General features: G+C 73.9%; 26 protein-coding genes. 13 read left to right on the forward strand and 13 right to left on the reverse strand.

Annotated features, from left to right (window positions below; genetic code table 11):
* Positions 1-70: 70 nt before the first annotated feature.
* Complete coding sequence (locus M3677_RS18295) at positions 71-361, forward strand: DivIVA domain-containing protein (RefSeq protein WP_308201958.1); 291 nt, start codon at positions 71-73, stop codon at positions 359-361.
* A gap of 4 nt (positions 362-365) precedes the next feature.
* On the opposite strand, the gene M3677_RS02510 is transcribed toward M3677_RS18295, so the two are convergent.
* Complete coding sequence (locus M3677_RS02510; protein ID WP_251159718.1) at positions 366-1,463, reverse strand: acyltransferase family protein; 1,098 nt, start codon at positions 1,461-1,463, stop codon at positions 366-368.
* Positions 1,464-1,534: 71 nt separating this feature from the next.
* Here M3677_RS02510 and M3677_RS02515 point away from each other — a divergent pair, with 71 nt between their 5' ends.
* The 5 genes from M3677_RS02515 to M3677_RS02535 all read left to right on the forward strand — a co-directional run bounded on the left by M3677_RS02515 (position 1,535) and on the right by M3677_RS02535 (position 5,059).
* Positions 1,535-2,344 (forward strand): SDR family oxidoreductase, encoded by an 810-nt coding sequence (locus tag M3677_RS02515; RefSeq protein ID WP_251159719.1) that lies wholly within the window; start codon positions 1,535-1,537, stop codon positions 2,342-2,344.
* 117 nt (positions 2,345-2,461) lie between these two features.
* Positions 2,462-2,995 carry a phosphoribosyltransferase gene (locus tag M3677_RS02520; protein ID WP_235426338.1) on the forward strand — a complete coding sequence of 178 codons (534 nt, stop codon included), beginning with the start codon at positions 2,462-2,464 and terminating at the stop codon, positions 2,993-2,995.
* Positions 2,992-3,711, forward strand: coding sequence for a Type 1 glutamine amidotransferase-like domain-containing protein (locus tag M3677_RS02525; protein ID WP_251159720.1), 720 nt, complete (start codon positions 2,992-2,994; stop codon positions 3,709-3,711). Before M3677_RS02520 ends, M3677_RS02525 begins: the two co-directional genes overlap by 4 nt.
* Positions 3,712-3,716: 5 nt before the next feature.
* Positions 3,717-4,397: a uracil-DNA glycosylase gene (locus M3677_RS02530; RefSeq protein WP_251159721.1), complete on the forward strand. Its 681-nt coding sequence runs from the start codon at positions 3,717-3,719 to the stop codon at positions 4,395-4,397.
* 53 nt (positions 4,398-4,450) lie between these two features.
* The gene (locus M3677_RS02535) at positions 4,451-5,059 is read left to right on the forward strand and encodes a GNAT family N-acetyltransferase (RefSeq protein ID WP_251159722.1); all 609 of its coding nucleotides are present in this window, start codon (positions 4,451-4,453) and stop codon (positions 5,057-5,059) included.
* 375 nt (positions 5,060-5,434) lie between these two features.
* On the opposite strand, the gene M3677_RS02540 is transcribed toward M3677_RS02535, so the two are convergent.
* On the reverse strand, positions 5,435-6,193 hold the full coding sequence (locus M3677_RS02540) for a FadR/GntR family transcriptional regulator (RefSeq protein WP_251159723.1): 759 nt from the start codon (positions 6,191-6,193) through the stop codon (positions 5,435-5,437).
* A gap of 255 nt (positions 6,194-6,448) precedes the next feature.
* Between M3677_RS02540 and M3677_RS02545 the strand changes: the two genes are divergently transcribed.
* On the forward strand, positions 6,449-8,014 hold the full coding sequence (locus M3677_RS02545) for a GntP family permease (RefSeq protein WP_251159724.1): 1,566 nt from the start codon (positions 6,449-6,451) through the stop codon (positions 8,012-8,014).
* Complete coding sequence (locus tag M3677_RS02550; protein ID WP_066654701.1) at positions 8,014-8,562, forward strand: gluconokinase; 549 nt, start codon at positions 8,014-8,016, stop codon at positions 8,560-8,562. Before M3677_RS02545 ends, M3677_RS02550 begins: the two co-directional genes overlap by 1 nt.
* 6 nt (positions 8,563-8,568) lie before the next feature.
* On the opposite strand, the gene M3677_RS02555 is transcribed toward M3677_RS02550, so the two are convergent.
* The 4 genes from M3677_RS02555 to M3677_RS02570 form a co-directional block, all read right to left on the reverse strand.
* A complete protein-coding gene (locus M3677_RS02555; RefSeq protein ID WP_251159725.1) occupies positions 8,569-9,492 on the reverse strand; it encodes a L,D-transpeptidase in 924 nt (307 codons plus the stop codon).
* 94 nt (positions 9,493-9,586) lie between these two features.
* Entirely contained in the window at positions 9,587-11,251 is a 1,665-nt protein-coding gene (locus M3677_RS02560; protein WP_251159726.1) for an ABC-F family ATP-binding cassette domain-containing protein, read from the reverse strand.
* Between the two features lie 30 nt (positions 11,252-11,281).
* Positions 11,282-11,893, reverse strand: a complete 612-nt coding sequence (locus tag M3677_RS18300) for a TetR/AcrR family transcriptional regulator (RefSeq protein ID WP_066654698.1) — start codon at positions 11,891-11,893, stop codon at positions 11,282-11,284.
* A 9-nt stretch (positions 11,894-11,902) separates the two neighbouring features.
* Entirely contained in the window at positions 11,903-12,655 is a 753-nt protein-coding gene (locus tag M3677_RS02570) for an acetoacetate decarboxylase (RefSeq protein ID WP_251155077.1), read from the reverse strand.
* A gap of 76 nt (positions 12,656-12,731) precedes the next feature.
* Here M3677_RS02570 and M3677_RS02575 point away from each other — a divergent pair, with 76 nt between their 5' ends.
* The 3 genes from M3677_RS02575 to M3677_RS02585 all read left to right on the forward strand — a co-directional run bounded on the left by M3677_RS02575 (position 12,732) and on the right by M3677_RS02585 (position 14,989).
* Positions 12,732-13,595: a 3-hydroxyacyl-CoA dehydrogenase family protein gene (locus M3677_RS02575; protein ID WP_251159727.1), complete on the forward strand. Its 864-nt coding sequence runs from the start codon at positions 12,732-12,734 to the stop codon at positions 13,593-13,595.
* Positions 13,596-13,694: 99 nt separating this feature from the next.
* Complete coding sequence (locus tag M3677_RS02580) at positions 13,695-14,291, forward strand: NAD(P)H-dependent oxidoreductase (protein WP_209682324.1); 597 nt, start codon at positions 13,695-13,697, stop codon at positions 14,289-14,291.
* On the forward strand, positions 14,288-14,989 hold the full coding sequence (locus tag M3677_RS02585; protein ID WP_209682327.1) for an HAD family hydrolase: 702 nt from the start codon (positions 14,288-14,290) through the stop codon (positions 14,987-14,989). The genes M3677_RS02580 and M3677_RS02585 overlap by 4 nt, the downstream gene beginning before the upstream one ends.
* A 7-nt stretch (positions 14,990-14,996) precedes the next feature.
* Here M3677_RS02585 and M3677_RS02590 read toward each other — a convergent pair whose 3' ends face one another.
* The 3 genes from M3677_RS02590 to M3677_RS02600 are packed head-to-tail and all read right to left on the reverse strand — an operon-like array spanning position 14,997 to position 18,011.
* Positions 14,997-15,665 carry a response regulator transcription factor gene (locus M3677_RS02590; protein ID WP_251159728.1) on the reverse strand — a complete coding sequence of 223 codons (669 nt, stop codon included), beginning with the start codon at positions 15,663-15,665 and terminating at the stop codon, positions 14,997-14,999.
* Positions 15,662-17,053, reverse strand: coding sequence for a sensor histidine kinase (locus M3677_RS02595; protein ID WP_251159729.1), 1,392 nt, complete (start codon positions 17,051-17,053; stop codon positions 15,662-15,664). The genes M3677_RS02590 and M3677_RS02595 overlap by 4 nt, the downstream gene beginning before the upstream one ends.
* Positions 17,040-18,011 (reverse strand): CPBP family intramembrane glutamic endopeptidase, encoded by a 972-nt coding sequence (locus M3677_RS02600; RefSeq protein WP_251159730.1) that lies wholly within the window; start codon positions 18,009-18,011, stop codon positions 17,040-17,042. Before M3677_RS02600 ends, M3677_RS02595 begins: the two co-directional genes overlap by 14 nt.
* Before the next feature lie 121 nt (positions 18,012-18,132).
* On the opposite strand from M3677_RS02600, the gene M3677_RS02605 reads away from it, so the two are divergent.
* Positions 18,133-19,047, forward strand: a complete 915-nt coding sequence (locus M3677_RS02605; protein WP_251159731.1) for an NmrA family NAD(P)-binding protein — start codon at positions 18,133-18,135, stop codon at positions 19,045-19,047.
* Between the two features lie 11 nt (positions 19,048-19,058).
* Positions 19,059-20,498, forward strand: coding sequence for an amidase (locus tag M3677_RS02610; RefSeq protein WP_251159732.1), 1,440 nt, complete (start codon positions 19,059-19,061; stop codon positions 20,496-20,498).
* A gap of 324 nt (positions 20,499-20,822) precedes the next feature.
* On the opposite strand, the gene M3677_RS02615 is transcribed toward M3677_RS02610, so the two are convergent.
* The 4 genes from M3677_RS02615 to M3677_RS02630 are packed head-to-tail and all read right to left on the reverse strand — an operon-like array spanning position 20,823 to position 24,341.
* Complete coding sequence (locus M3677_RS02615; protein WP_209682341.1) at positions 20,823-21,605, reverse strand: ABC transporter ATP-binding protein; 783 nt, start codon at positions 21,603-21,605, stop codon at positions 20,823-20,825.
* The gene (locus M3677_RS02620) at positions 21,602-22,414 is read right to left on the reverse strand and encodes an ABC transporter ATP-binding protein (protein WP_209682344.1); all 813 of its coding nucleotides are present in this window, start codon (positions 22,412-22,414) and stop codon (positions 21,602-21,604) included. Before M3677_RS02620 ends, M3677_RS02615 begins: the two co-directional genes overlap by 4 nt.
* On the reverse strand, positions 22,411-23,391 hold the full coding sequence (locus M3677_RS02625) for an ABC transporter permease (RefSeq protein WP_251159733.1): 981 nt from the start codon (positions 23,389-23,391) through the stop codon (positions 22,411-22,413). Before M3677_RS02625 ends, M3677_RS02620 begins: the two co-directional genes overlap by 4 nt.
* Positions 23,388-24,341 carry an ABC transporter permease gene (locus M3677_RS02630; protein ID WP_066654670.1) on the reverse strand — a complete coding sequence of 318 codons (954 nt, stop codon included), beginning with the start codon at positions 24,339-24,341 and terminating at the stop codon, positions 23,388-23,390. The genes M3677_RS02625 and M3677_RS02630 overlap by 4 nt, the downstream gene beginning before the upstream one ends.
* Positions 24,342-24,391: the final 50 nt, after the last annotated feature.

Below are 24,391 nucleotides of genomic sequence, written 5' to 3' on the forward strand. Positions count from 1 at the left end.
TGCGCCGTGCCTCCCGGCCGGACGCGTCGGTCCTCGACTGGCAGGATCGGAGGGGACGAGAGGGGGCGTCGTGCGCGCTCAGGACGTGGCGGACAAGAAGTTCCAGCCGACGGTGTTCCGGAACGGGTACTCGCAGGACGACGTGGACGACCTGCTGGACCGGGTGCAGGCGACGTTCGCCGCCGCCGAGCAGGGCGGCCGTCCGGCGACGGGACGGCTGGCCGGCGCACGGACGGTGATCCCGGAGGACGTCGCGTCGTCGCGCTTCCGTCGGACCCGGATGAAGTCCGGGTACGACTGCGACGAGGTCGACGACTTCCTCGTCGAGGTCGTGGTCGCGCTCCGGGCACTCGCCCGCTGAGCGGTCAGCGCTCGACGGGCTCCCGGCGGAACAGCCAGTCGACGTTCGGCTCGAGCAGCCAGCGCATGCCGCGCCGCACGAACGGTTGCGCGAGGAACAGGCTCACCGCGCACGCCACGGCGACCATGAGCAGCACGTACGGCCACGCCGAGTGCTCCCCGGCCAGGACGCCGGACTCGCGGATCGGGTAGAGCACGAACGTGTGCAGCAGGTAGACGTACATGGTCGCTGCGCCGAACCGGGTGAGCCAGACCGTCCTGCGGGGCACGAGCAGCAGGAACGACGCCGTCAGCACGGTGGCGAGCAGCACCAGGCCGAGGCGGACACCGCCGGCCCACCAGGCGTCCTCGCCGAGCCCGGAGTACGAGTCGTCGTAGAAGAACCAGTGGTGCAGGTCGAAGCCCTTGAACTGCGGGATGAACAGCACGCACGCGGCCGCCCACACCGCGAAGACGACGACCGCGGCCGCGCGGAGACGGACCACGACCCGGCGGGGGGCCTCGTACCAGCGGTCGAACACCCCCCACTGCTTGACCTGCCACCCGAGCAGGAAGAACGGCAGCAGGCTGATCGCGCGTCCCAGGGAGAACGTCGAGTCGACGTTGTCGAGGTACCCGACGCCGACGCTGAGCACCACGGCCCAGACGAGCGGCCACCGCAGGATCGCCAGGTAGGGCAGGATCAGCCGGAAGATCCCCAGCGCGAGCAGGAACCACAGCGTCCAGGTCGGCTTCGTCGGGTTGAACTCCTTGCCGCCCTCGACGATCGCCTGCACCACCGTCCAGATCGTCTGCATGACGATGTACGGCACCACGATGTCCGTGAAGGTCCGCCGCATCCGCTTTGCGGTCGGGGTCGCCGCCGACGAGAAGTACCCGCTGATGACGCCGAACGCGGGCATGTGGAACGCGTAGATGAAGGTGTAGAGCGCGAGGGCGTGCTCGCTGCCGGCCGTCTGCCGCTGGATCGCGTGACCGATCACGACGAGCGTGACGGCGACGAACCGAGCCGTGTCCCACATCGGGATGCGTCGCGGCGACCGGCCCGGCTCGAGCGGCGTCGCCGGAGCCGAGGGCGCGGGGGGAGCGGCGTCCGTCGTCATGGCCGGTCACGTTACCGGATCGTGACCTCGACGGGTCGGTACGGTGGTGCCGACACCCACTGGAGGAAGCCATGGCAGCACGTCCCGACACCGGTCGACCCGACACCACCGAGCGGCTCGCCGTCGTCACGGGGGCGAGCTCCGGCATCGGTGCCGCCACCGTTCGGCTGTTCCGCGAGCGCGGCTGGCAGGTGCTCGCCGTCGCCCGTCGCCAGGACCGGCTCGAGGCGCTCGCCGCGGAGACCGGGGCGTCGTTCCTGGTCACGGACGTCACCGACGCCGACGCCGTCGCGGCGCTCGCCGCCCGGGTGGACGAGGCCGGCGGCGCGGACGTGCTCGTGAACAACGCCGGCGGAGCACTCGGTTCGGCGAGCGTCGAGGAGTCCGACGTGGAGGACTGGCGCGCCATGTTCGAGGTGAACGTCATCGGCACGAAGCGGGTCACCGCCGCCCTGCTGCCGCAGCTCCGGCGCCGTGCGGCCACGGCCGGGGTCGCGGACATCGTGACCGTGACGAGCGCCGCGGGACACGTGGCCTACGAGAACGGCGGCGGGTACAACGCCGCCAAGTTCGCCGAGCACGCCCTGGTCGGCGCCCTGCGGCTCGAGCTGAACGGCGAGCCGCTGCGCGTGGTCGAGATCGCGCCCGGGCTCGTCAAGACCGACGAGTTCGCCCTGACGCGCTTCCGGGGCGACCGCGAGAAGGCCGAGGCGGTGTACACCGACGTGCCGGGGCCGCTCGTCGCCGAGGACGTCGCCGAGGCCGTCGTGCACGCGGTCGAGCTGCCGGCGCACGTCAACCTCGACCTGGTGACGGTCCGACCGGTCGCGCAGTCGGCACAGCACAAGCTCGCCCGCGGGCCGCTGACGCCCCGGAGCTGACACCGGGCGCGCGGGCCGGTTCGATCACGCGCGCTGGCGGGCCGTGTGCCGGTCCCGGCGCGCGCGGTGTCCGGGCGCGGGTCGCGGCGGGTGGCTCCCTGCCGGTACCGTGGGCGGATGCCGATCAGCAGCGAACCCGGGCAAGCCGCGCAGGCTCCCTCGACCGTGACCGTGACGAGCGGGCCCGAGGTGCTCGGTTGGCTGGAGTTCGGTGACGCGGCGCGGCTGCTCGCCAAGGACGTCCTGTCGTCCGGCTTCGAGCCCGAGGTCGTCGTGGCGGTCGCGCGCGGCGGGCTCATCATCGCGGGCGCTGTGGCGTACGCGCTCGGCACCAAGGAGTGCGGCTCGATCAACGTCGAGTTCTACACGGACGTCGAGCAGCGTCTCGACGAGCCGGTCATCCTCTCGCCCGCCCTCGACGCGCCGAGCCTGGCGGGCAAGCGCGTCCTGGTGGTCGACGACGTCTCCGACTCCGGCCGCACCCTGCGCCTGGTGGTCGACATCATCCGGAACGCCGGCGCCGACGTGCGGAGCGCCTGCCTGTACTCGAAGCCCGGCACCGTGCTCGAGCCCGACCACGTGTGGCGTCGTGTCGACGGGTGGATCACCTTCCCGTGGAGCGCCCTCGCCCCGGTGACGGCCGAGTCGTGAGCATCCACCTCGTCGGCGGGGGTCCCCTCGTCGCGGCCGACGTCGCCGCCCCGTTCCTGGCCGAGGCCGCCGCGCGTTCCGCCGCGGTCGGCCGGAGCGTGCCCCGGATCGCCCTGCTCTCCGTGGCCGGCCCGTCCGGTGCCGCCCCGTCGTCGACCGCCGACATCGCCGAGGTCCTCGGTGGCGCCCGACAGGCCGAGGTCCTGGTGACCGAGGTCGGCGCGGGCGAGGTCTTCGCCACGACGGTCCTGAGCGACGTGGACGCGCTCGTGATCGGCGGCGGGGTCACCCCGGCGTACCTCGACGCGATCCAGCCCCTCGTCGACCAGATCCGGCTCCTCGTCTCCGACGGGCTGCCGTACCTCGGCTACTCCGCCGGCGCGATGGTCGCCGCAGACCGGGCGCTCGTGGGCGGGTGGCGCATCGGCGGCGTCGAGGTCTGCCCGCAGGGGTCGTCCGAGGGCCTCGACGAGGTCGAGCTCCGCGAGGGGCTCGGGCTGGTCGACCTGACGATCGACGTGCACGCCGTGCAGGCCGGCACGCTGGCCCGGCTCGTCGCGGCGGCCGAGGCGGAGTTCGTCACGGCCGGGCTCGCGATCGACGAGGACACCGCGCTGGTCGTCGGCGAGGGTGCGCTCGAGGTCCGCGGGACGGGCAGCGTCTGGCGTGTGGTCGCCGGCGACGAGTCCGTCTCCGTCGCGACCATGGGCGCCTGACCCCCGTGCGCCCGCACCCGCTGCGCGACCTCGTCGACCCCGGGTGGGCCGAGGCCCTCGCGTCGGTCGAGGCCGACGTGCACCGGATGGGCGACTGGCTCCGCGACGAGGTCGCCGCGGGTCGGCACTACCTGCCGGCCGGTGACGTCGTGCTGCGTGCCTTCACGCAGCCGTTCGACGACGTGAAGGTGCTCGTCGTCGGCCAGGACCCGTACCCGACACCCGGTCACCCGATCGGACTGTCCTTCGCCGTCGACCCGCACGTGCGACCGGTCCCGCGCAGCCTGGCGAACATCTACCGCGAGCTGCACGACGACCTCGGGGTGACGCCTCCGCCGCACGGCGACCTGCGGGCGTGGTCGGAGCAGGGCGTGCTCCTGCTCAACCGGGTGCTGACCGTCGAGGCCGGTGCCGCCGGCAGCCACCGCGGCAAGGGCTGGGAGGCCGTCACCGACCAGGCCGTCCGTGCGCTCGTCGCGCGGGGGAAGCCCCTCGTCGCCGTCCTGTGGGGCGCCCAGGCCGCGTCGGTCCGCCCGTTGCTCGGCGACACCCCGGTCGTGGCGTCGGCGCACCCGTCCCCGCTCAGCGCCTCCCGCGGGTTCTTCGGCAGCCGGCCGTTCTCGCAGGTCGACGCGCTCCTCCGCGAGCAGGGTGCCGACCCGGTCGACTGGACGCTCCCCGCCTGACACCCCTCGTGGTGCGATGGCCCCGGGCGCATCGCAGCCCGTAGGCTCGGACCGTGCTCGAGGAGGAATACCAGCGCCGTCGTGTCCTGCCGCGACACCTGCGTGCGCCCGTGCCCGCCGAGGCGACGTTCTCGTACACGATCCGGGCCGCTGAACCGCGGGACCTGCCGGACGTGCGCGAGATCCACACGCACTACGTCCGGAACTCGTCGGTGACCTTCGACCCGGCGGCGTTCACCTTCGCCCGCTGGAAGCAGCGCTACGACGAGGTGCGCCGGCGCGGGCTGCCGTTCCTCGTCGCCGAGAACCCCTCGGGGCAGATCCTCGGCTACGCCCTGGTCGACCCCTGGAACCCCCGCGACCGGTCGAACCACGTGGTCGAGGACTCGATCTACCTCGGTGCCGCGTCGGGCGGGAAGGGTCTCGGACGGGCGCTCATGGAGGCGCTGCTCGCGGAGTGCCGTGCCGCCGGCGTCCGCGAGGTCATCGCCGTGATCGCCGACCGGCAGGCCGAGGCCTCGATCCGGCTGCACGAGCGACTCGGCTTCGAGGAGGTCGGCCGCATGGGCAAGGTCGGCTACAAGTACGACCGCTGGCTCGGCACCGTCACGATGCGGCTGCGCCTGCGCGGCCCACGGTTGTTCGCGCGCGCCGGGCGCTGACGCGAGCGCTCCGAGGCTGCGCCCTCGTGGCGGTGTCCGACGTGCGCGAGACGCCGGCGTCGCGCGGAGCGCCCTCGACGTGCGCGAGACGCCGCCCGGAGCGCGGCGTCTCGCCACCCGGGCGGCGTCTCGAGCATCCTGCGGCCTCCTGCACGGGTGCGGGCCCTTCGGTGTCGGGCGGCGCCGGGCGGGAGGCGCGTGGCGGGGTGGCCCCGAGCCTCCCGGCTGCCCGATCCTTCCCATGACGTGTGCGATGGCTGGTCGTTCCGGGCGTCCCTGGTGCTCTGGGAACGTCGGGTACGCCCGGTTCTGCCAGGTACGCCCGGTTCCGCCAGGTAAGCCCGGTACGCCCGGTTCCGCCCGGTACGCCGGGCGTCAGGCGCTCGGCGCCTCGGCGATGAACTCGTCACGGGTCACGCGCAGCAGCGCCGTGGCCGCCTCGCCGGCAGCGGCGGCGTCCCCGGCGACCACGGCGAGCGCCACCGCCTCGTGCCGGACCGCGGCGTCGCGGGTCCAGCGGGAGATGGTGTCCCGCGACTCCGACGTCCGCGTCCGCAGGAGTGCCTCGACGGTGCCGGCGAAGTGCGTGAACACGGCGTTGCCCGACCCGGTCAGGAGTGCGCGGTGGAAGCGGACGTCGGCCTCGAGGTAGGCGCGACTGTCCTCCCGGCCCCAGGCGTCGAGCATGTCCCGCGCCGCGAGCAGGACAGCCTGACCGGGCGAGCCGGTGTCGCCGGTCAGCCCGGTGTCGGCGGACGAGCCGGAGTCGTCGGACGCTCCGGCGTTCCCTGCGACGAGGGCCGCTGCGACGGGTTCGACCCCGAGACGGAGCTCGAGCAGCTCCCGCTGCTGCACGAAGTACGCGGGCGAGGCGCCGCGCCACCGGATGACGGTCGGCGCCAGGAGCTCCCACGACGACACGGGGAGCACCTGCGTGCCGACCCGCTGCCGGGGCTCGACCAGGCCGAGGGACTGCAGGACGCGCAGGGCCTCGCGCACGACGGAGCGGGAGACGCCGGACTCGGATGCGACGAGCTCCGGTCGGACGACGGTGCCGGCGGGCAGCACCCCGTCGACGATGCGCTGGCCGAGGGTCTCGAGCACGTGGGCATGGAGGCCGCGGGCGGTGGTCATCGTTCCTCCGGTCGTGCTCTGCGGGACGGACGGCGCGTGACGGTCCCGTCCCTGTGACGCGGACTCCATCGAAGCGGCAGAATGCGCCGGACGGCGGGTGCCGCGCGGCAGATCGTTGTACAGTCTGATTTATCAGATTATTGGGGTGCCCGATCGGACACCCGGGGGCGGCCGCGCCGAGCGGCCGTCCGGAGCGTACGACACGCACACGAAGGCGACGGAGCCGCGAGGCAGCGGCTCCAGGAAGGGGCACAGATGCCTCACGCACCCACCGGAGGAACCGCGGCGGCCGACGCGGTGCACGGCCTCACGGTCCTGGCCGCCGAGGGCGGCGGCACGCAGACCGTCGACCCGTCCGGCCCGATCGGTCAGCTCATCGTCGCGGCGCTGCTCGGCATCGTCGTCATCATCGTGCTGATCACCTGGCTCAAGGTGCACCCGTTCGTCGCGCTGACGATCGGCGCGCTCGGGGTCGGGATCGGTGCGGGTCTGGCGCCCGACAAGACGGTCACGAGCTTCGGCACCGGCTTCGGGTCGACGATGACGAGCGTCGGCATCCTGGTCGGCCTCGGGTCGATGTTCGGTCGGATGCTCGTCGACTCCGGGGCCGCCGACCGCGTGGTCGACACCCTCGTCCGTCGCTCGTCGAAGGCCGCGCTGCCGTGGACGATGGCGCTCATCGGCGCGCTGATCGGCCTCCCGATGTTCTTCGAGGTCGGCCTGGTGCTCCTCATCCCGATCATCGTGCTGGTCGCGAAGCGCAGCGGTGTCCCGATCATGAAGATCGCGGTGCCCGCCCTGGTCGGCCTCTCCACCATGCACGCCTTCGTGCCGCCGCACCCCGGCCCGCTCGTCGCGGTCTCGACGGTCGGCGCGAACCTCGGCACGACGCTCGCGTTCGGCATCGTCCTGGCGATCCCGGTGATCGTGCTGGCCGGTCCCGTCTTCGCGCGCTTCGCGGCCCGCTGGGTCGACATCCCCGCACCGGACATGTTCGGCTCGGGCGGTTCCGGCACGTCCGGCAGCGGTGGCTCGGGGCCGTCGGACCCCGCGCACGCCGGCCGGGAGGCACGTCGCGGCCCCGCCACGAAGGACACCGCGTCCCTGCCGAACGGCAAGAGCGACTTCACCCGCGTCATCAGCGAACCGCGCAGCCCGTCGTTCGCCGTCGCGCTCGTCGGCATCCTGCTGCCGGTCGTGCTCATGCTCGCCCAGGCGGTCCGCGAGGCGGTCGCCCCCGACGCCGCGGGCGGCTGGGTGTCGCTGCTCGACTTCCTCGGTACCCCGATGATCGCCATCGGGATCGCCACCGTCTTCGCCATGGTCTTCTTCGCGATCGGCGGCGGCATGGACCGGAGCGCCGTTGCGAAGTCCCTCGAGGACGCGCTGCCCCCGGTCGCCGGCGTGCTGCTCATCGTCGGCGCGGGCGGTGGCTTCAAGCAGGTGCTCATCGACACCGGCATCGGCGGGGTGATCGCCGACGCGGTGCAGGAGTCCGGCATCTCGGTCCTGCTCGTCGCGTGGGTGGTGTCCGCCCTCGTCCGCGTCGCCACCGGTTCCGCCACCGTCGCGACCGTCACCGCCGCCGGCATCATGGCACCGATCGCAGCCGACCTGTCCACGCCGGAGACCTCGCTGCTCGTGCTGGCGATCGGCGCCGGGTCGGTGTTCCTCTCGCACGTCAACGACGCGGGCTTCTGGCTCGTCAAGGGCTACCTCGGCACCACGGTCGGGCAGACGTTCAAGACGTGGACGGTGCTCGAGTGCCTCATCTCGGTCATCGGTCTGGTCGGCGTGCTCATCGCGGGGGTGTTCTTCTGATGGCGGCGACCGACGACGCTCCGGTCGGCACCGACGGCACCGAGCCGCGCGTCCTCGTGGTGATGGGGGTCTCCGGCTCCGGCAAGTCGACGCTCGCCGCGACGGTCGCAGCGCGGCTCGGGTGGGAGTTCGCGGAGGGCGACGACATGCACCCGCCCGCCAACGTCGCGAAGATGGAGGAGGGCACCCCGCTCACGGACGAGGACCGCTGGCCGTGGCTCGGGACGATCGCGGAGTGGATCCGGTCGCACCTGGCCGACGACGCCCCCGGGGTCGTCACCTGCTCGGCGCTGAAGCGCTCCTACCGCGACGTGCTCCGGGCGCCCGGCGTGGTGTTCGTGCACGTCGCCGGCGACCCCGCCCTCGTCGAGCAGCGGATGTCCGCACGTGCCGGGCACTTCATGCCGACGTCGTTGCTCGCCTCGCAGCTCGCGACGCTCGAGCCGCCGCAGCCGGACGAGGCGCACCTGACCGTGTCGGCCGAGCGCTCGCCCGACGAGGAGAGCGCCGACGTCGTGGAGCGCCTGGGGCTCGCCACCGGCCGGTGACCGACGTCAGGTGAACCAGATCGCAGTCCCGACGGGCAGCTCGGCCAGCGTCTTCGTCATCGCCGCGGAGATCCGGACGCACCCGTGCGAGCTGCCGTTCGGGTCCGGGTAGTAGTGCAGGGCGGTGAGGGCCGCGTTGCCGCCGTACTGCGGGATGCGTGACGAGTGCGCCCCGGTCAGGATGATCGGGTTGCCCTGCGTGTAGGTCACGCGCGCATCGACGTAGGCGGCTTCGACGTACGTCGCGGTCGCGGTGGGTGTGGGGTCGTCCGGGGTCCCCAGGCGGGCGGGCTCCGACGCCGACACCGAGTCGTCCTGGTGCACGACGGACACCGTCGACGCGGCGACGTCCACGCGGACCATCCGGTCGACCGACGCGATCGAGAAGTCCGACGCACGCGCCCACGCGAAGGTGGCGCTCGGCGCGGTCGGGTCGCCGCCGTCGCCGGGCGTGCGGTTCCGGGCGGGGGTCGACACGAGGACCATGCCGCCGTCCTCCCCGTCCGACCGGCCCCAGACGGCGGTCGCTGCGGGCGTCTCGATCGTGGAGACCGTCGAGGCGAGTGTGGCGACCGGGCGCGCATCCGCCGAGGGGGCGGCGTAGAGCGCGACGAGGCGCTGCTTCGGGGTGGCGATCTGCCACTGGTTGTCCGGTCGGACGGTGCTGCCGTCGAGGAGTTCCGGGACGACCGCGTCGTGGAACGCCAGGGGGAGTGCCGCGAGCTCGGCGTCGGACGCGGCAGCCGGGATCGCGGGCAGCGTCGGCCTCGGTGTCGGCGTCGGGGTGGCCGTCCGGGTCGGCACCGACGTCGCCCGTGCGGCGGTCGTGGCCGCCGGTCCCGGCCGCTGCACGGCCGCGCCGATCCCCACCGCGGCCAGCGTCGCTGCCGCCACCGCGGCGATCGTGATGCCCCAGGTCCTGCGTCGCATGTGTCCCCTCCCGCACCCAGTTCACCAGATCGCGGCCGTGAGCGTGTCTCAGGAGACGCTCGACGGGTCCACCACGGGCCTCCCCGCCGTCCCGTCACACCTCGGTGACGCGACCCGCCTCGACCCGCCAGCGCCGGTCCAGTCGGACGGTGTCGAGCATCCGCCGGTCGTGCGTGACGAGCAGCAGGGTGCCGTCGTAGGACTCCAGGGCCTGCTCGAGCTGTTCGATCGCAGCCAGGTCGAGGTGGTTCGTCGGCTCGTCGAGCACGAGGACGTTGACGCCGCGGGCCTGCAGCAGCGCGAGGCCGGCACGAGTCCGCTCACCGGGTGAGAGCGCAGCGGACGGGCGACCGACGTGCTCCGCCTTCAGCCCGAACTTGGCGAGCAGGGTCCGGACGTCGGCGGTGGTCATCTCGGGGACGAGCTCCTCGAACGCCGCGGCGAGGGGCTGCTCGCCCGTGAACGCCGCGCGGGCCTGGTCGACCTCGCCGATCGCGACGCTGGAGCCCAGCGACGCCGACCCGCTCGTCGGCGCCGTCCGGCCGAGCAGGGCGCGGAGCAGGGTCGACTTGCCGGCGCCGTTCGGGCCGGTGATGCCGATCCGGTCGCCACCGGAGACCTGCAGCGACACCGGCCCGAGGGCGAAGTCGCCCTGCTCGTAGACGGCGTCGGACAGCGTGGCGACGACGGCCGAGGACCGCGGGGCACTGCCGATGGTGAAGGCGAGCTGCCACTCCTTGCGGGGCTCCTCGACCTCGTCGAGCCGGGCGATGCGCGACTCCATCTGCCGGACCTTCTGCGCCTGCTTCTCGCTCGACTCGCTCGCCGCCCGGCGGCGGATCTTGTCGTTGTCGGGGTTCTTCTTCATCGCGTTCCGCACGCCCTGGCTCGACCACTCGCGCTGCGTCCGTGCGCGTGAGACCAGGTCGGCCTTCGTCGCGGCGTACTCGTCGTACGCGTCGCGCTTGTGCTGCCGGGCGATCTCGCGTTCCTCGAGGTACGCCTCGTAGCCGCCGCCGAACAGCCGGTGCGACGACTGCGCCAGGTCGAGCTCGAGCACGGCGGTCACCGATCGGGCGAGGAACTCGCGGTCGTGGCTGACCATGACGGCACCGCCGCGCAGCCCCCGGACGAACTGCTCGAGTCGGTCGAGCCCGTCCAGGTCGAGGTCGTTCGTCGGCTCGTCGAGCAGCACGACGTCGAAGCGGGAGAGCAGCAGGGCGGCCAGGCCGACCCGGGCGGTCTGTCCGCCGGACAGCGCGGTCATCAGCGAGTCCGGGCCGACGCCGGAGCCGTCCGGGGTCGCCTCCAGCCCGAGCTCGGCGAGCACGACGGGCAGCCGCTCCTCGAGGTCGGCGGCACCGGACGCCAGCCAGCGTTCCAGCGCGGTGGAGTACCGGTCGGCCGCCGCGTCGCCGCCGTCCGGGTCGCCCAGGGCCTCGGCAGCACGGTCCATGTCGGCCGTGGCGTCGGCGCAGCCCGTGCGCCGGGCGACGTACGCCGCGACCGACTCTCCGGTGATGCGCTCGTGCTCCTGGGGGAGCCAGCCGACGAAGGCGTCCGGCGGGTTCGTCGACACCGTCCCGGCGAGGGGCTCGTCGACGCCGGCGAGGAGGCGGAGGAGCGTGGACTTGCCCGCCCCGTTCACACCGACCAGGCCGATCACGTCACCCGGGGCGACGGTGAGGTCGAGGCCCTCGAAGAGCGTACGGGCGGCGTACCCGCCGGCGAGGTCCTTGGCGACGAGCGTGGCGGTCATCCGGCAATCGTCCCACGGCCGGGACGGCGCTCAGGCCGGGCGCGTGAGCCCGAGGATGCACCCCTCGACCGCCGCGACCCGCACCGCGTCCGTCCCGTCGAACAGCACGCTCTGGCTGACCGCCCCGACGTGGGCCGCGACCACCGCGCGCGTGTAGAGCGCCGGGTCGACGGTGGGGATCCGGCCGGCCCGCTCCAGCGCTGCGACGAGGAGTGGCTGGAGCGTCGCGTGGAACCGGTCGGTGTGCGCGCGGAGCAGGGCGTTCACCTCGGGGTCGTGCCGGGCGCGCGTGGTGAGCACCGAGCGAATTGCGTACCAGCGGTCCTCGGGCGGCAGGCCGTGCACGACACCCTGCACGACCCCGTCGACCGTCGGGTGCCCGTCGAGTGCGGCGCCGAGCTCGTGTTCGAGCACGGCGAAGACGGCTTCGGCCTGCTGCTCGTAGACCGCGAAGAACAGCTCGTCGACCGTCCGGAAGTTCGAGTAGAACGCCCCGCGCGTGAACCCGGCGCGGGCGACGACCGCCTCGACGCTGACCGAGGTCGACCCGGTCTCCTGGAAGATCGCCTCCGCGGCCGCGATGAGCGTCGCCCGGGTGCTGCTCCGCCGGCGGACGGCGCGCGGCGCGGCTGGTTCGGTCACGGCTCCAGGCTAGGCCGAGTGCCGGTCGGCCAGGTAGTCGTGCACGGTGCGCACCGGGGCGAGGGTCAGGTCCGTCAGGATGTGCGAGGCGCGGACGACCTCGAGCACCGGCAGGTCCGCCATCGGTGCGAGGGCGTGTGCGAACAGCTGGAGTCGGGCGGGTCCGGTCCAGGCCTGCTCGACGGTCACGTCGGTGATCTCGGTGCGGACGAGGTCGGCCACCAGGTGGCGCTGGGTCCGAAGGTCCGGGACCAGCTTCACCATGAAGGTCGGCACGGTGATCTCCGCCAGGGCGGCGTCGTGGGCGAGCGGCTCCCACTCGTACGCCATGGTCGCGGTGGCCACGCGCTCGGTCCCGCGGTCGAGGGTGCCGACGAGCGCGCCCTGGTCGACGCGGAGCGCCGGCGTGCCGAGGACCTTCGGGTAGGCGCTCAGCTCACGGCCGGCGAGGGTCGCGGCCGCATTGTCGAGGTACATCGCGTGCAGGTACTCGCCGCGTTCGCCCTCGTGCTCGACCTGGATCGCCTGCCCGGACTCGACGTACGGGCCGTACCCGTCGACCTCGCCCATCTTCATGACCTCGAACCGGACGAGCGGTTCGGTGACCTCGAGCGGCTCCGGGACCACGGCGCGCAGCGCGTCGGGGTCGGTGCGGTAGACGACGTTGAAGTACTCGCGGCCGGTGAACCGGGTCGGCCGGAGTGGGTAGACCGGCGCGGCGAGCGGGGTGGTCAGGTGCTGGAGGACGTCGTCGGCGCGCATGCGCATCTCCTTCGGAACTTGGATACGATCTGTATCGAATACGAACTGTACCGAACTCGACCGAGAGCAGGAACCCGTGCCCTACCAGCCGCCCCGCGACACCGCCGACCGCCCCGTGACCGTGATCGGCGGTGGCACCCTCGGACGCCGGATCGCCCTGATGTTCGCCAGCGGCGGTGCCGAGGTCCGGATCCACGACCTGTCCGAGGAGGTCCGTGCCGCCGCCGTCGCGTACGTCGAGGAGACCCTGCCCGGGATCGTGGCCGCGCGCGACGGCGCGACCGCGGGGACGGTCCGTGGCGAGGCGGACCTCGAGGCCGCGGTGGTCGACGCCTGGCTCGTCGTCGAGGCCGTGCCCGAGCGCCTGGACCTGAAGACCCCGCTGTTCGGACGGCTCGACGCACTGGTCGCCGCGGACACGATCCTCGCGACGAACTCGTCCTCGTACGCCAGCCGCCTGGTGATCGACGAGGTCGCGCACCCCGAGCGCGTCCTCAACGTGCACTTCTACATGCCGCCGCAGCAGAACGCCGTCGACCTGATGAGCGACGGCCAGACCGACCCCGCCGTGATCGACCTGCTGCTCGAGGCGCTGCCCCGCTACGGCGTCCACCCGTTCCTGGCCCGCCGCGAGTCGACCGGCTTCATCTTCAACCGCATCTGGGCGGCCATCAAGCGCGAGGCGCTCGCGGTCGTCGCCGACGGCGTCTCCACGCCCGAGGACGTCGACGCCATGTGGCAGGTGAACAGCGGCGCACCGGCCGGGCCCTTCCGGATGATGGACCAGGTCGGCCTCGACGTGGTCCTCGACATCGAGGAGCACTACGCGGCTGAGGACCCGCACCTGCCGGAGGGTCCGCGTCGCCTGCTGCGCGAGCACGTCGACGCCGGCCGTCTCGGCGTGAAGACCGGACAGGGCTTCTACCGCTACGACGACTGACGTCGTCCCCACCCGCCGGACGGGAGGCGCGGTGCCGGCCCGCACCGCGCCTCCCGTCCGGTGGGGCGTCCGTGCACCCGCTGCTGGCAGGATCGAGCCGTGTCGACGCTCATCGTGACCGCCCACCCGGACCCCGACTCGCTGACGCTCGCCGTCGCCCACCGCCTCGAGGCGGCGCTCGACGCCGCCGGCGCGGGCCCCGTCACGGTCGCCGACCTCGCCGCCGAGGGCTTCGACCCCCGGTTCACCGCCGCCGACCGGCACACCTACCGGACGGGGACCGACCCGGCGCCCGACGTCGCGGCCGAACAGGCGCGCCTCGACGGGATCGACCACCTCGTGCTCGTGTTCCCGGTGTGGTGGTGGTCGGTGCCCGCGCTGCTCAAGGGCTGGCTCGACCGGGTGTTCGTGAACGGGTGGGCCTTCGGCGTCGGCGAGGACGGGCGCATCGACCGTCGGCTCGGCCGACTGACGGTGCACCTGCTGCCGATCGCCGGGGACGACGCCGGGGTCTACGAGCGGCACGGGTACGAGCAGGCACTGCGGACGCAGCTCGAGCACGGCGTCGTGGACTTCTGCGGCGCGGCCCGCGGGGCGACGGCGTTCGTCCACGAGTCCGAGCACGAGGACACCACCGTGCGCGAGCGGGCCGTCGCGGCCGCGGTCGGACGGGTCGTCGACGCGGTGCGGGGATGACCCTCGACGTCCGTGCCGTGGTGTTCGACCTCGACGGCACCCTGTTCGACCACGCGGGAGCAGCGGCGCGAGCCGTCGACGACCTCCTCGGCGCGCTCGGTGTCGCGGCGACCGACCGCCTGCGGGCCGCGTGGGCCGAGGCGGAGGAACGGCACTTCGAGCGGTGGCGACGCGGGGAGGTCGACTTCGCCGAGCAGCGTCGAGCCCGGCTCGTCGAGGTCCTGCCCCTCGCCGGGCTCCGGCCACCGCACGACCCGCACGAGCTCGACCTCCTGTTCGGCCGCTACCTCGCCGCGTACCGGGGCGCCTGGCGTCCGTTCCCCGGGAGTGCTCCGCTCCTGCGCGCGGTCCGCGACGCCGACCGGCCCGTCGGTGTCCTGACGAACGGGACCGAGGAGCAGCAGCGCGACAAGCTCGCCGCCACGGGGCTGTCGGACCTCGTCGACGTCGTGTGCACGTCGGAGCGGATCGGGGTGGCCAAGCCGGACCGACGCGCGTTCGAGCGGGTCGCCGACGAGCTCGGCGTGCCGGCCGCCGCGTGCCTGTTCGTCGGCGACGACCCGCAGCGTGACGTCGCCGGGGCACGTGCCGCGGGGATGCGCGCGGTCCTGGTCGACCCGGCCCGCGACGGCGGTGCCGCGGTCCGGTCCTCCGTGCTGTCGGCCCTGCACGGGGCGTCGGGCACCGGACGGCGGTGACCGCCCCCTAGCCCTCGGGGACGGCCACGACGTGGTTCTGGTACGCCCAGACCACCGCCTGCAGGCGCGAGCGCACCCCGAGCTTCGGCAGCATCCGCGCCAGGTGCGACTTCACCGTGGAGACCTCGACGACGAGTGCCTCGGCGATCTCCTCGTTCGACATCCCCTGTGCGAGGAGCAGCAGCACGTCCCGCTCCCGCGCGGTCAGCAGCTCCGAGGCCCGGTCGCCCGTCACCGGCTGCAGGCTCCGCCGCGACACGAACTCCCGCAGCACCCGCCGCGTCAGGCTCTGGTCGATCGTGCCGTTCCCGGCGGCGACCTGCCGCACCGCACCGACGATGACGTCCGGCTCCGCGTCCTTGAGCAGGAACCCGGACGCCCCCGCCTCGAGCGCCCCGAACACCAGGTCGTCGAGGTCGAAGGTCGTCAGCACCAGCACCGGCACCGCCGGGTCCGCGTCAGGAGCGCAGAGCTCCCGCGCCACCTCGATGCCGTTCCGGACCGGCATCCGGATGTCGAGCACCGCCACGTCCGGCCGCGTGCTCCGTGCGAGCGTGAGGGCCTCGCCGCCGTCCGCCGCCACCCCGACCACCTCGACGTCCGGTTCGGCCGCCAGGAGCGCCGACACCCCCGCCCGGACGAGCGGCTGGTCGTCCGCCACCAGGACCCGGATCACCGGGTCACCTCGGGCGTCTCGCGTCCGAGTCGCAGCGTCACGACCCAGCCGCCGTCCGGTGTGGTCCCGGTCTGGAGGCGCGCCCCCACCAGGTCCGCCCGCTCACGCATCCCGCGCAGTCCGTTGCCGCCTGCTCCCGGACCCTCCGGGGTCGGCTCGCCCGGTCCAGCGGGTGCGTCCGCGCTCGGCGCGGACACCGCGGGTGCGGCGTTCTCGACGGTCAGCTCCAGGTGGTCGACTGCACGGTCGTCGAGCGTGACCGTGACGACGGCGCCGGGTGCGTGCAGGGCGGCGTTCGCCAGTGCCTCCTGCGCGGTGCGGTAGGCCGCGAGCTGCGCCAGGGGCCCGACGCCCTCGGCGACCTCGTGCGCACCGCGGAGGACCTCGAGCCGCACGTCCGACCGGTACCGGGCACGCTCGACCAGGTCCACGATGCCAGCGACGGTCTCGACGGCACGTTCCGCGGGGGCGTCGTCCCGCAGCAGGCCGACCAGGCGACGGAGGTCCTCGAGCACCGCGGTGCTCTGCTCCCGCACCTGACGGACGCCCTCGTGCGCCGCGGTCGGGTCGGTGTCGATCTGCCGGTCGATGACGGCCGACATGAGGGCGATCCCGGACAGGTGGTGGGCCGCGATGTCGTGCAGCTCCCGCGCCATGGCCGCGCGTTCGCGGGACACGGCTGCGTCGACCCGGGCGTCCTGCTCGCGGACCGCGGCGGAGGCCTCCGCGGTCCGGGCGGCGACCTCGGCGTCCCTCGCGGCCCGGACCTCGCGCCGGGACCGCACCACGAGCGCCACGACGAGCGGGAGCCCGACGGCCCCGATGGCCTGCGTGACGCCCTGGGGGAGCGCGTCACCGAGCGCGTCGGCGAGGGAACGGCCGGACAGCGCTCCGTTCAGCTCGATCCAGTTGCCCGCGGTGCCGGCGGACACGAGTGCCGCCGCCCCGACGACCGACGGCCAGAGCCTGGTGAGTGGCACCCGGAGGGCAGCGAGCACCACCGCCACGACGACGGGGAGCGCGGTGAGCCCGAACAGGTCCCCGCCGGAGGTGACGGCGACCACGAGGACGGGGACGGCGGCGACCGCGAGGAGGACCGCCCGGGGGAGTCGACGAGCAGCCAACAGGACCGCGGACTGGACCAGGAGCCCGAGTGCGACCGCGGTCCAGTCGGCGCTGCCGACCTCGGGAGCCGAGAGCGGGTGTCCGATCGTGTCCGGGTCGACGGTGTCGAGGTACGGCAGCCCGAGCAGCAGCGCGAGCGAGACGACCGCGGTGGCGACCGCGACCAGGACGTCGGCGCGGCGCAGGCGGCGGCCGCCGTCGACCTCCCGCGCGGTGCGGGGGTCGGCGGCGACGCGAGCCGCACTCGCTTCAGCGGGTGCCATCGTTCGATCCTACGAGGCAGGCGGAGGTCGACGCGGGGAGGTGGTCCGAGCCTCCCGGCCGGCGGTCGTACCCGAGCCGGCCCCGGGTGGCGACCAGCAGGACGGCGGCGGCCACCGTCGAGACGATCGTGAGCCCGTGCATCATCGTGCCCGCGGTCATCCCCGGGTACATGTCCGCCCACAGGGTGGAGATGGTGTTGTTCACGCCGACGTGCAGCAGCAGTGCGATCGGCAGGCTCTCGCCGGTGCGGTTGAACACCCACGACATCACGACGTTGAACGTGATCGTGAAGAGCGCGAAGACGACCGGCTCCGACCAGTGCGCGTCCGGCCACCCGCCCCAGTCCGACAGGTACAGCGGCATGTGCCACAGCGCCCACAGCGGACCGAGCACCGCGGCGGCGCCGAGCGGTCCGAAGCGGTCCTGCAGTCGGGGGAGGGCGAAGTCGCGCCAGCCGGGCTCCTCCGACAGGCCGGTGGTGAACAGCTGCACCACGAGACCCGGCACGAGGGCGAGCAGGGCGAGGGCGGTCGGTGCCTGGACGTTCCCGCCGGAGAACGGCAGACCCGTCAGGACGATGAGCGCCGGGACGCCGACCAGTGCCAGTGCGTACCAGTACCAGGAGACCCGCCACCGCCAGAGCCGACCGACCCAGCGCCGCAGCCCCGGACGGCCGTCGGCGAGGGCGGTCACCACGAACGCACCGCCGAGCGGGCCGAGGAGCGCGCCGGGCAGGATCCCGGTGAACTGGGCCGTGCCGAGGAACTCCGGGAAGTGCAGGTCCCACACGCCCAGGCCGTGCGGGCTCAGGATGTAGGGCACCCACGCGAGCCAGCTGAGGCCGAGCGCCAGGGTGGCGAAGGAGGCGAGCGGGTGCCGGGACACCACACCCCGGACCCCCGTCGCACGGGGTGCAGCGGTGCCGGCTCCGGGCCGGACTTCGGTCGTGTTCGTCATGACACCGACGCTAGGGAGGACCGTTCGTCGGGACGACCGGCGGAGGGATGCACCACCGGGAGTTCCACCGAAGGATGCAGGTGACGGACGGAGCCGGACGCCCGTGCGTAGCGTCGGGTGCATGACCAGCACCACCGTCCTCGTCGCCGGCGCCACCGGGGACCTCGGCTCCCGCATCGTCGACGCGCTCCTCGCGGCCGACCCCGACGTCCGGATCCGAGCACTGAGCCGCTCCGCCACCGGGCCCGCGGCCGACCGACTCACCGCACGGTCCGACCGTGTCTCCGTCGTCAGCGCCGCCTACGACGACCACGACGGACTCGTGACGGCGCTCGCCAGGGTCGACGTCGTCGTCTCGGCGGTGAGCGGCACCCGCTCCGTGGTCGTCGACGCACAGACCGCGCTGCTCGCCGCGGCGGTCGACGCCGGCGTCCCGCGGTTCGTCCCGTCGGACTACTCGGCCGACTACCGCGCGATCACCCCCGGGACGAACCGGAACTTCGAGCTGCGCCGCGAGTTCGCCGCGACACTGGACGCCGCACCGATCCGGGCGACCTCCGTGCTGAACGGCGCGTTCACCGACATGCTCACCGGACAGGCCCCGATGATCCTGTTCGACCGTCGCACGGTCCTGTACTGGTCGTCCCCGGACCAGGTGCTCGACTTCACCACGAAGGACGACACCGCCTGGGTCACCGCGCGCGTCGCCCTCGACCCCGACGCACCGCGGGTCGTCGAGGTCGCCGGCGACCGGGTCACCGCCCGGCGCGTCGCCGACACCCTCTCGCGGCTCACCGGCACCCGGTTCCGCACGCAGTGGGCCGGGACCTCCGGGACGCTCTCCGCGATGGCACGCGTCGGACGACGGCTCTCGCGGGCCGACGACGCGGAGCCGTTCCCCGCCTGGCAGGGGATGCAGTACTTCGTCAGCATGTTCAGCGGCGAGGCCGAGCTCCACCACGTCGCGAACGACCGCTACGGGCCGCACGACTGGACGACGGTGCGGGACGTGCTCGCCGTGCACCTGCAGGCCTAGGCTCGGGGACCGTGTTCGAACTCCACCACCTCTCGGCGCAGGAACTCTGGGACTGGATCCGTCGGGGGGACGCGACCGCGCTCGAGGTGACCGAGCACTACCTCGCCCGCATCGAGCGGCTCGACCCGTCCCTCGGGGCGTTCGTCGCCGTCACCGCCGACACCGCACGCGAGCACGCGGCGCGACTGGGGACGCTCCTCCCGACCTCCCGGCCGCTCTGGGGCCTGCCCACCGCCGACAAGGACCTGTACGACCGCGCCGGTGTGCCCACCCGGCACGGCTCCGCCGCGCTGCCGGTGACACCCGCGACCGCCGACCACCCCCTGGTGGCGGCGCTCGCCGCAGCGGGGACGGTGAGCCTCGGCAAGACGACCTCGCCGGAGTTCGGCATGTCGTCGTCGTCGAAGACCCGCATCGGTACCACCCGGAACCCGTACGACACCACGCGGGCGCCCGGAGGATCGTCGAGCGGCACCGCCGTGGCCGTCGCCGCCGGACTCGTGCCCGCGGCCGTGGGGACGGACGGCGGGGGATCGGTGCGCATCCCCGCCGCAGCGACCGGTCTCGTCGGACTGAAGCCGAGCCGCGGCCGGGTCCCGTCGATGCCCGGTCGGTCCGGCCTCGGCGGGCTGAGCGTCGCCGGGCCGATCACGCGGAACGTCGCCGACGCCGGGATGCTCCTCGACGCCCTGGTCGCACCGACCGGGCTGCCCGAGCCCTCGCCGTACGCGCTGGTCACGCCCGACGTCGGGGACGGGCCCTTCACCGCCGCTGCGGTGCGCGGCGAGGGGCGGTTCGTGGTCGGCGTGCTCGACGGTTCGCCGTGGGACGACACCGTCGACGTCGTGGTCGACCCTGCCGCCCGGGCAGCGGTCGACACCGCCGTGCGGGTGCTCGGCGAGGTCGGGCACGGGGTCGAGGACGTCGCCATGCCCCGGCTGCCGTACGCCGACGCGTTCCGGGTGGCGTGGGAGTCCGGCGCTGGGGGGCTGCCCCGCGTGCCCGGCATCGACCTGTCCGCGCTCACCCCGCTGGTGTCGTGGCTGGTGGAGCGCGGACGTGCGCTGACCGCGACGCAGGTGCTCGACGCGATGACGACGCTCGACGCCTTCTCGGCCGGGCTCATCCGGACGTTCGCGCCGTACGACGCCGTGCTCACCCCGACGCTGGCGCTGACCCCGCGGCCGCTCGGCTGGTACGGGGACGACCCCGAGGAGGACTTCCGGCGGCAGTGCGCCTACTCGCCCTGGACCTCGATGGCGAACGTGTCCGGGCTGCCCGCGATCACGCTGCCGGTCGGGGTGACGGACGACGACCACCCGGACGGGGCGGGCCTGCCGATGGGTGTGCAGCTCATCGGACGCCCGGGCGGGGAGCGCGTGCTGCTCGCGATCGGGGCGCAGCTCGAGCGACGGCTGCGGTGGCAGCGGCGGCACCCGGCGACGTGGTGACGCCGGGCTGACGCAGGCCGGGCACCGGCGTCGGCGCGTCGCGACTGCGACGATGCGCACGTCGATCGACGCGTGCGATGTCGCGGCTCGGGAGGATGGCGCGACATCGTGGTCGTCGTACGACAGCGCATCTGTCGTCCTGACCGGAGCCCGGTCGCGGCTGTCGGGCCGAGCGACACCGTGGTCGTCGTACGACAGCGGAAGTGTCGCATCGCCCACTCCGCCCGCGCGACGCCCGCCGACCGACCCCCACCGACGCCGACCGCCGACGATGACCGCCGACGACGCCGACGACGCCGACCGCCGACGCCGACCGCCGCGCCCCTACGGCAGCGTCGGCGCCGCGGCCACCAGTGCCCGCGTCACCGGGTGCCGCGGGTCGTCGAGCAGCGACACCGGCCCCTGCTCCACGATCCGCCCCTCGGAGAGCACCGCCACGGTGTCGCACAGCCGCTGCACCACGCCGATGTCGTGCGACACGAGCACGAGCGTCAGCCCGAGGTCGTCGGCGAGCGAGCGGAACAGGTCGATCACCCGCGCGCGGACGACCACGTCGAGGGCGCTCATCGGCTCGTCCCCGAACAGGATCCGCGGGGAGTGCACCACCGCACGGGCGATCGCGATGCGCTGCCGCTGCCCGCCGGAGAACTCGTGCGGGTACCGGTCGGCGGCGTCGGCGGGCAGGTCGACGCGCTCCAGGACCGAGGCCACGAGCGCGCGGTGGTCACCCGGTAGCTGCAGCGCACGGAGCGGCTCGGCGACGATCGCGCCGACGCGCATCCGCGGGTCGAGGGACGCGTACGGGTCCTGGAACACCACCCCGGTCTCGCGACGGAACCAGCGCATCGCGGCCGCGGAGGCCGACGCGACCACGGGACGACCGCCGGCCGTCACGGAGCCCGCGGTGGGTGCCTCCAGGCCGGCGAGCAGCCGCACCAGCGTCGACTTGCCGGAACCGGACTCACCGACGATGCCGAGCCGCGCCCCGGAGGCGACCGTCAGGTCGACCCCGTCGACGGCGGTCCGCACCGGCCCGGGTTCGAAGGGGCCACGGCGTGGCAGGCGGTACGTGCGGTGGAGGCCGCTGGCGTGCAGCGCGTCGGTCATGCGGGGCCTCCGGTGCGGCGGGCGGTGGCGCGGGCGGCGTCGACGAGGGCCGCCGTCGCCGGGTGCTGCGGGGCGTCGAGCAGCGACCGCACCGATGCCTGCTCGACCACGCGGCCGTGATCGAGGACGACGGCGGTGTCGGCGATGCGGGCGAGCACCGCGAGGTCGTGCGTCACGAAGAGCATGCCGGTCCCGCGCTCGGTCGAGAGCCGTTCGAAGAGCTCGAGGATCCGGGCCTCGGTGGTGACGTCGAGCGCGGTTGTCGGCTCGTCGGCGACGAGGTAGGCGGGGGAGCCGGCCATCGCCATCGCGATGCAGATGCGCTGCCGCTGCCCACCGGACAGCTGGTGCGGGTACTGGCGGAGCAGCGCGGCGGGGTCGGGCAGTCCGACGGCGTCGGCGAGTGCGACCGCGGCGGTGGCGGCCGCACGGCGGTCCAGCCCACGGTGCAGTCGCAGCGGTTCCGCCACCTGCGCACCGACCCGGCGGAGCGGGTCCAGGGCGGTCGCGGGCTCCTGGAACACCATGCCGATGCCGGATCCGCGGTGGCGCGCACGGTCCCGATCGCGCATCCCCACGAGCTCGGTGCCGTCGAGGCGGATGCTCCCGGTCACCTCGGCCCCCGTCGGTTCGAGGCCCATCAGGGCGAGCGAGGTCATCGACTTGCCGGATCCGGACGCGCCGATCACGCCGACGCGTCGGCCGGGAGGCACGGTGAACGTCACGTCGTCGAGCACCGTCCGCCCCGCGATGCGGACCGTCAGTCCGGTCACCTCGAGACCGTCGCGTCCGGTCCGGTGGTCGCTCACGCCGTCACCCCCGGGGTCGTCGTGGTGCCGTCCGGTGCGCGTCGGTCTGCGCCCGGGGCGTCGGTGGCCGGGTCGTCGTCGGTCGGCTCGCCGGGGGCCGGGTCGTCGTCGGTCGGGGTGCCCGTTGCAGCCGGCGTGCCGGTGGCCGCTCGGTCGCCGGTGGTCAGGCGCGGGTCGGTCGCGTCGCGCACCGCGTCGCCGAGCAGCGAGAGTGCGGCGACGACGAGGGCGATCGCGGCGCCCGGCCAGGTCGCGCTCCACGGGTGCACGCCGATGTACGTCTGCAGGTCGGCGAGCAGGTTGCCCCACGACGCCGTGTCCGACCCCGCGCCGTAGCCGAGGTAGGAGAGGCCGGCCTCGGCGAGGACCGCCGTCGCCATCGCGAGCGAGAGCTGCACGGTGAACAGCGGCGCCGCGTTCGGCACCAGGTGGCGGGTGAGCACGCCGAGGGGCCCGACGCCGGAGGCCCGTGCGGCGACGACGTAGTCGCTCCGGGCGATGCGGCGGATCTCACCACGCGCGACGCGGGCGATCGTCACGCCGAACGACAGCCCGACGCTCACCACCACGACGCCGAGCGACCCGCCGAACACCGCCGTCAGGAGCATGGCGGTGAGCAGCGTGGGGAACGCGACGAGGATGTCGAGGAGGACGGCGGTGCCCTCGCGGACCCACCTCGTGGTCAGCGAGCCGATCGCCGTCAGGACGATGCCGACCAGGCTCGCGACGACGCCGGAGCCGACCGCGACGAGCACGGTCGTCCGGGTACCGGCGAGCAGGTAGCTCGCGATGTCCCGCCCTGCGGCGTCGGTGCCGAACCAGTGCGCGGGGCTCGGTGCCGCCCACTGCTGGAAGGGGTCGGCGCGGAACGGGTCCTGGGGCGTCCACACGAGGGACACCGCGGCGAGCACGACGAGGAGCGTCAGCACGACGACGGCGAAGCACCCGGTGGGTCGGGCGAGCAGACGGCGGATCACTCGCCCACCTCCCGCTGCCGGGGGTCGAGCGCACGGTGCACGACGTCGACCGCGAAGCCGACGACCAGCACCAGGCTCGTGAGCACGAGGAGTTCCGACTGCACCTTCGTGACGTCGCGTCGCCCGACGTCGGTCACGAGCATCCGTCCGACCCCCGGGAGCGAGAAGAGCTGCTCGACGACGACGGCCCCCACCAGCAGGCCGGCGATCTGCACGCCGAGGACGGCCAGCACGGTGAGCGCCACCGACGGCAGGCCGTGCCGCAGGAGCGCCCGCGTCCGCGTCAGGCCGATCGCCGCCGCGGTCCGGACGTGGTCGGCGTCGAGCACGGTGAGCGTGGCGGAGCGGGTGAAGCGCAGGATCACGGCACCCTCGACGGCGCCGATGGTGAGCGCGGGGAGCACGAGCGACGAGAACGCGCGACCGGGTTCGTCCCACCCGTCGAGCGGGAAGCCCTGCGTCGGCAGCCAGTGCAGCGTGACGGCGAACAGCGCGATGAGGAGCATGCCGGCCCAGACCACGGGGACCGCCGCGACCGCCTGTGCGACGAAGCCGATCACCGCACCGCCGGCCCGACGGCGCAGCACCGCGGCGAGCACCCCGAGCGGGACGCCGAGCACGAGGGCGGCCACGAGCGACATCCCCGCGAGCGGCAGCGTGACGGCGAGCTTCTGCGCGATCTCCGGCCCGACGGCGCCGTTCGTCACGAGCGACCGGCCGAGGTCACCGCGGAGCACACCGCCGATCCAGTCGAGGTACTGCACGACGACCGGCCGGTCGAGGCCGAGCTGCTGCCGGAGCTGCTCGACCTGGGCCGGCGTCGACTGGGTGCCGGCGACGATCTGCGCGACGTCGCCGGGCAGCACGCGCAGCGTGGCGAACACGATGATGCTCGCCACGAGCAGGCCGACGACGAGCAGCAGCAGTCGCCCGACGAGGAACCGGGTCACGCGTCCGATGCTACGGGGGCGGCGGCGCGAGCCCGGAGCGCAGCGCCGGA

The sequence above is a fragment of the Curtobacterium sp. P97 genome (genome assembly GCF_023712445.1).
Classification (GTDB): domain Bacteria; phylum Actinomycetota; class Actinomycetes; order Actinomycetales; family Microbacteriaceae; genus Curtobacterium.

Excerpts from the sequence above, each read along its gene's own strand:
- M3677_RS02510 (WP_251159718.1), bottom strand. The coding sequence starts at position 1,463 with ATGACGACGGACGCCGCTCCCCCCGCGCCCTCGGCTCCGGCGACGCCG.
- M3677_RS02515 (WP_251159719.1), top strand. The coding sequence starts at position 1,535 with ATGGCAGCACGTCCCGACACCGGTCGACCCGACACCACCGAGCGGCTC.
- M3677_RS02520 (WP_235426338.1), top strand. The coding sequence starts at position 2,462 with ATGCCGATCAGCAGCGAACCCGGGCAAGCCGCGCAGGCTCCCTCGACC.
- M3677_RS02540 (WP_251159723.1), bottom strand. The coding sequence starts at position 6,193 with ATGACCACCGCCCGCGGCCTCCATGCCCACGTGCTCGAGACCCTCGGC.
- M3677_RS02545 (WP_251159724.1), top strand. The coding sequence starts at position 6,449 with ATGCCTCACGCACCCACCGGAGGAACCGCGGCGGCCGACGCGGTGCAC.
- M3677_RS02550 (WP_066654701.1), top strand. The coding sequence starts at position 8,014 with ATGGCGGCGACCGACGACGCTCCGGTCGGCACCGACGGCACCGAGCCG.
- M3677_RS02555 (WP_251159725.1), bottom strand. The coding sequence starts at position 9,492 with ATGCGACGCAGGACCTGGGGCATCACGATCGCCGCGGTGGCGGCAGCG.
- M3677_RS02560 (WP_251159726.1), bottom strand. The coding sequence starts at position 11,251 with ATGACCGCCACGCTCGTCGCCAAGGACCTCGCCGGCGGGTACGCCGCC.
- M3677_RS02570 (WP_251155077.1), bottom strand. The coding sequence starts at position 12,655 with ATGCGCGCCGACGACGTCCTCCAGCACCTGACCACCCCGCTCGCCGCG.
- M3677_RS02585 (WP_209682327.1), top strand. The coding sequence starts at position 14,288 with ATGACCCTCGACGTCCGTGCCGTGGTGTTCGACCTCGACGGCACCCTG.
- M3677_RS02595 (WP_251159729.1), bottom strand. The coding sequence starts at position 17,053 with ATGGCACCCGCTGAAGCGAGTGCGGCTCGCGTCGCCGCCGACCCCCGC.
- M3677_RS02600 (WP_251159730.1), bottom strand. The coding sequence starts at position 18,011 with ATGACGAACACGACCGAAGTCCGGCCCGGAGCCGGCACCGCTGCACCC.
- M3677_RS02605 (WP_251159731.1), top strand. The coding sequence starts at position 18,133 with ATGACCAGCACCACCGTCCTCGTCGCCGGCGCCACCGGGGACCTCGGC.
- M3677_RS02615 (WP_209682341.1), bottom strand. The coding sequence starts at position 21,605 with ATGACCGACGCGCTGCACGCCAGCGGCCTCCACCGCACGTACCGCCTG.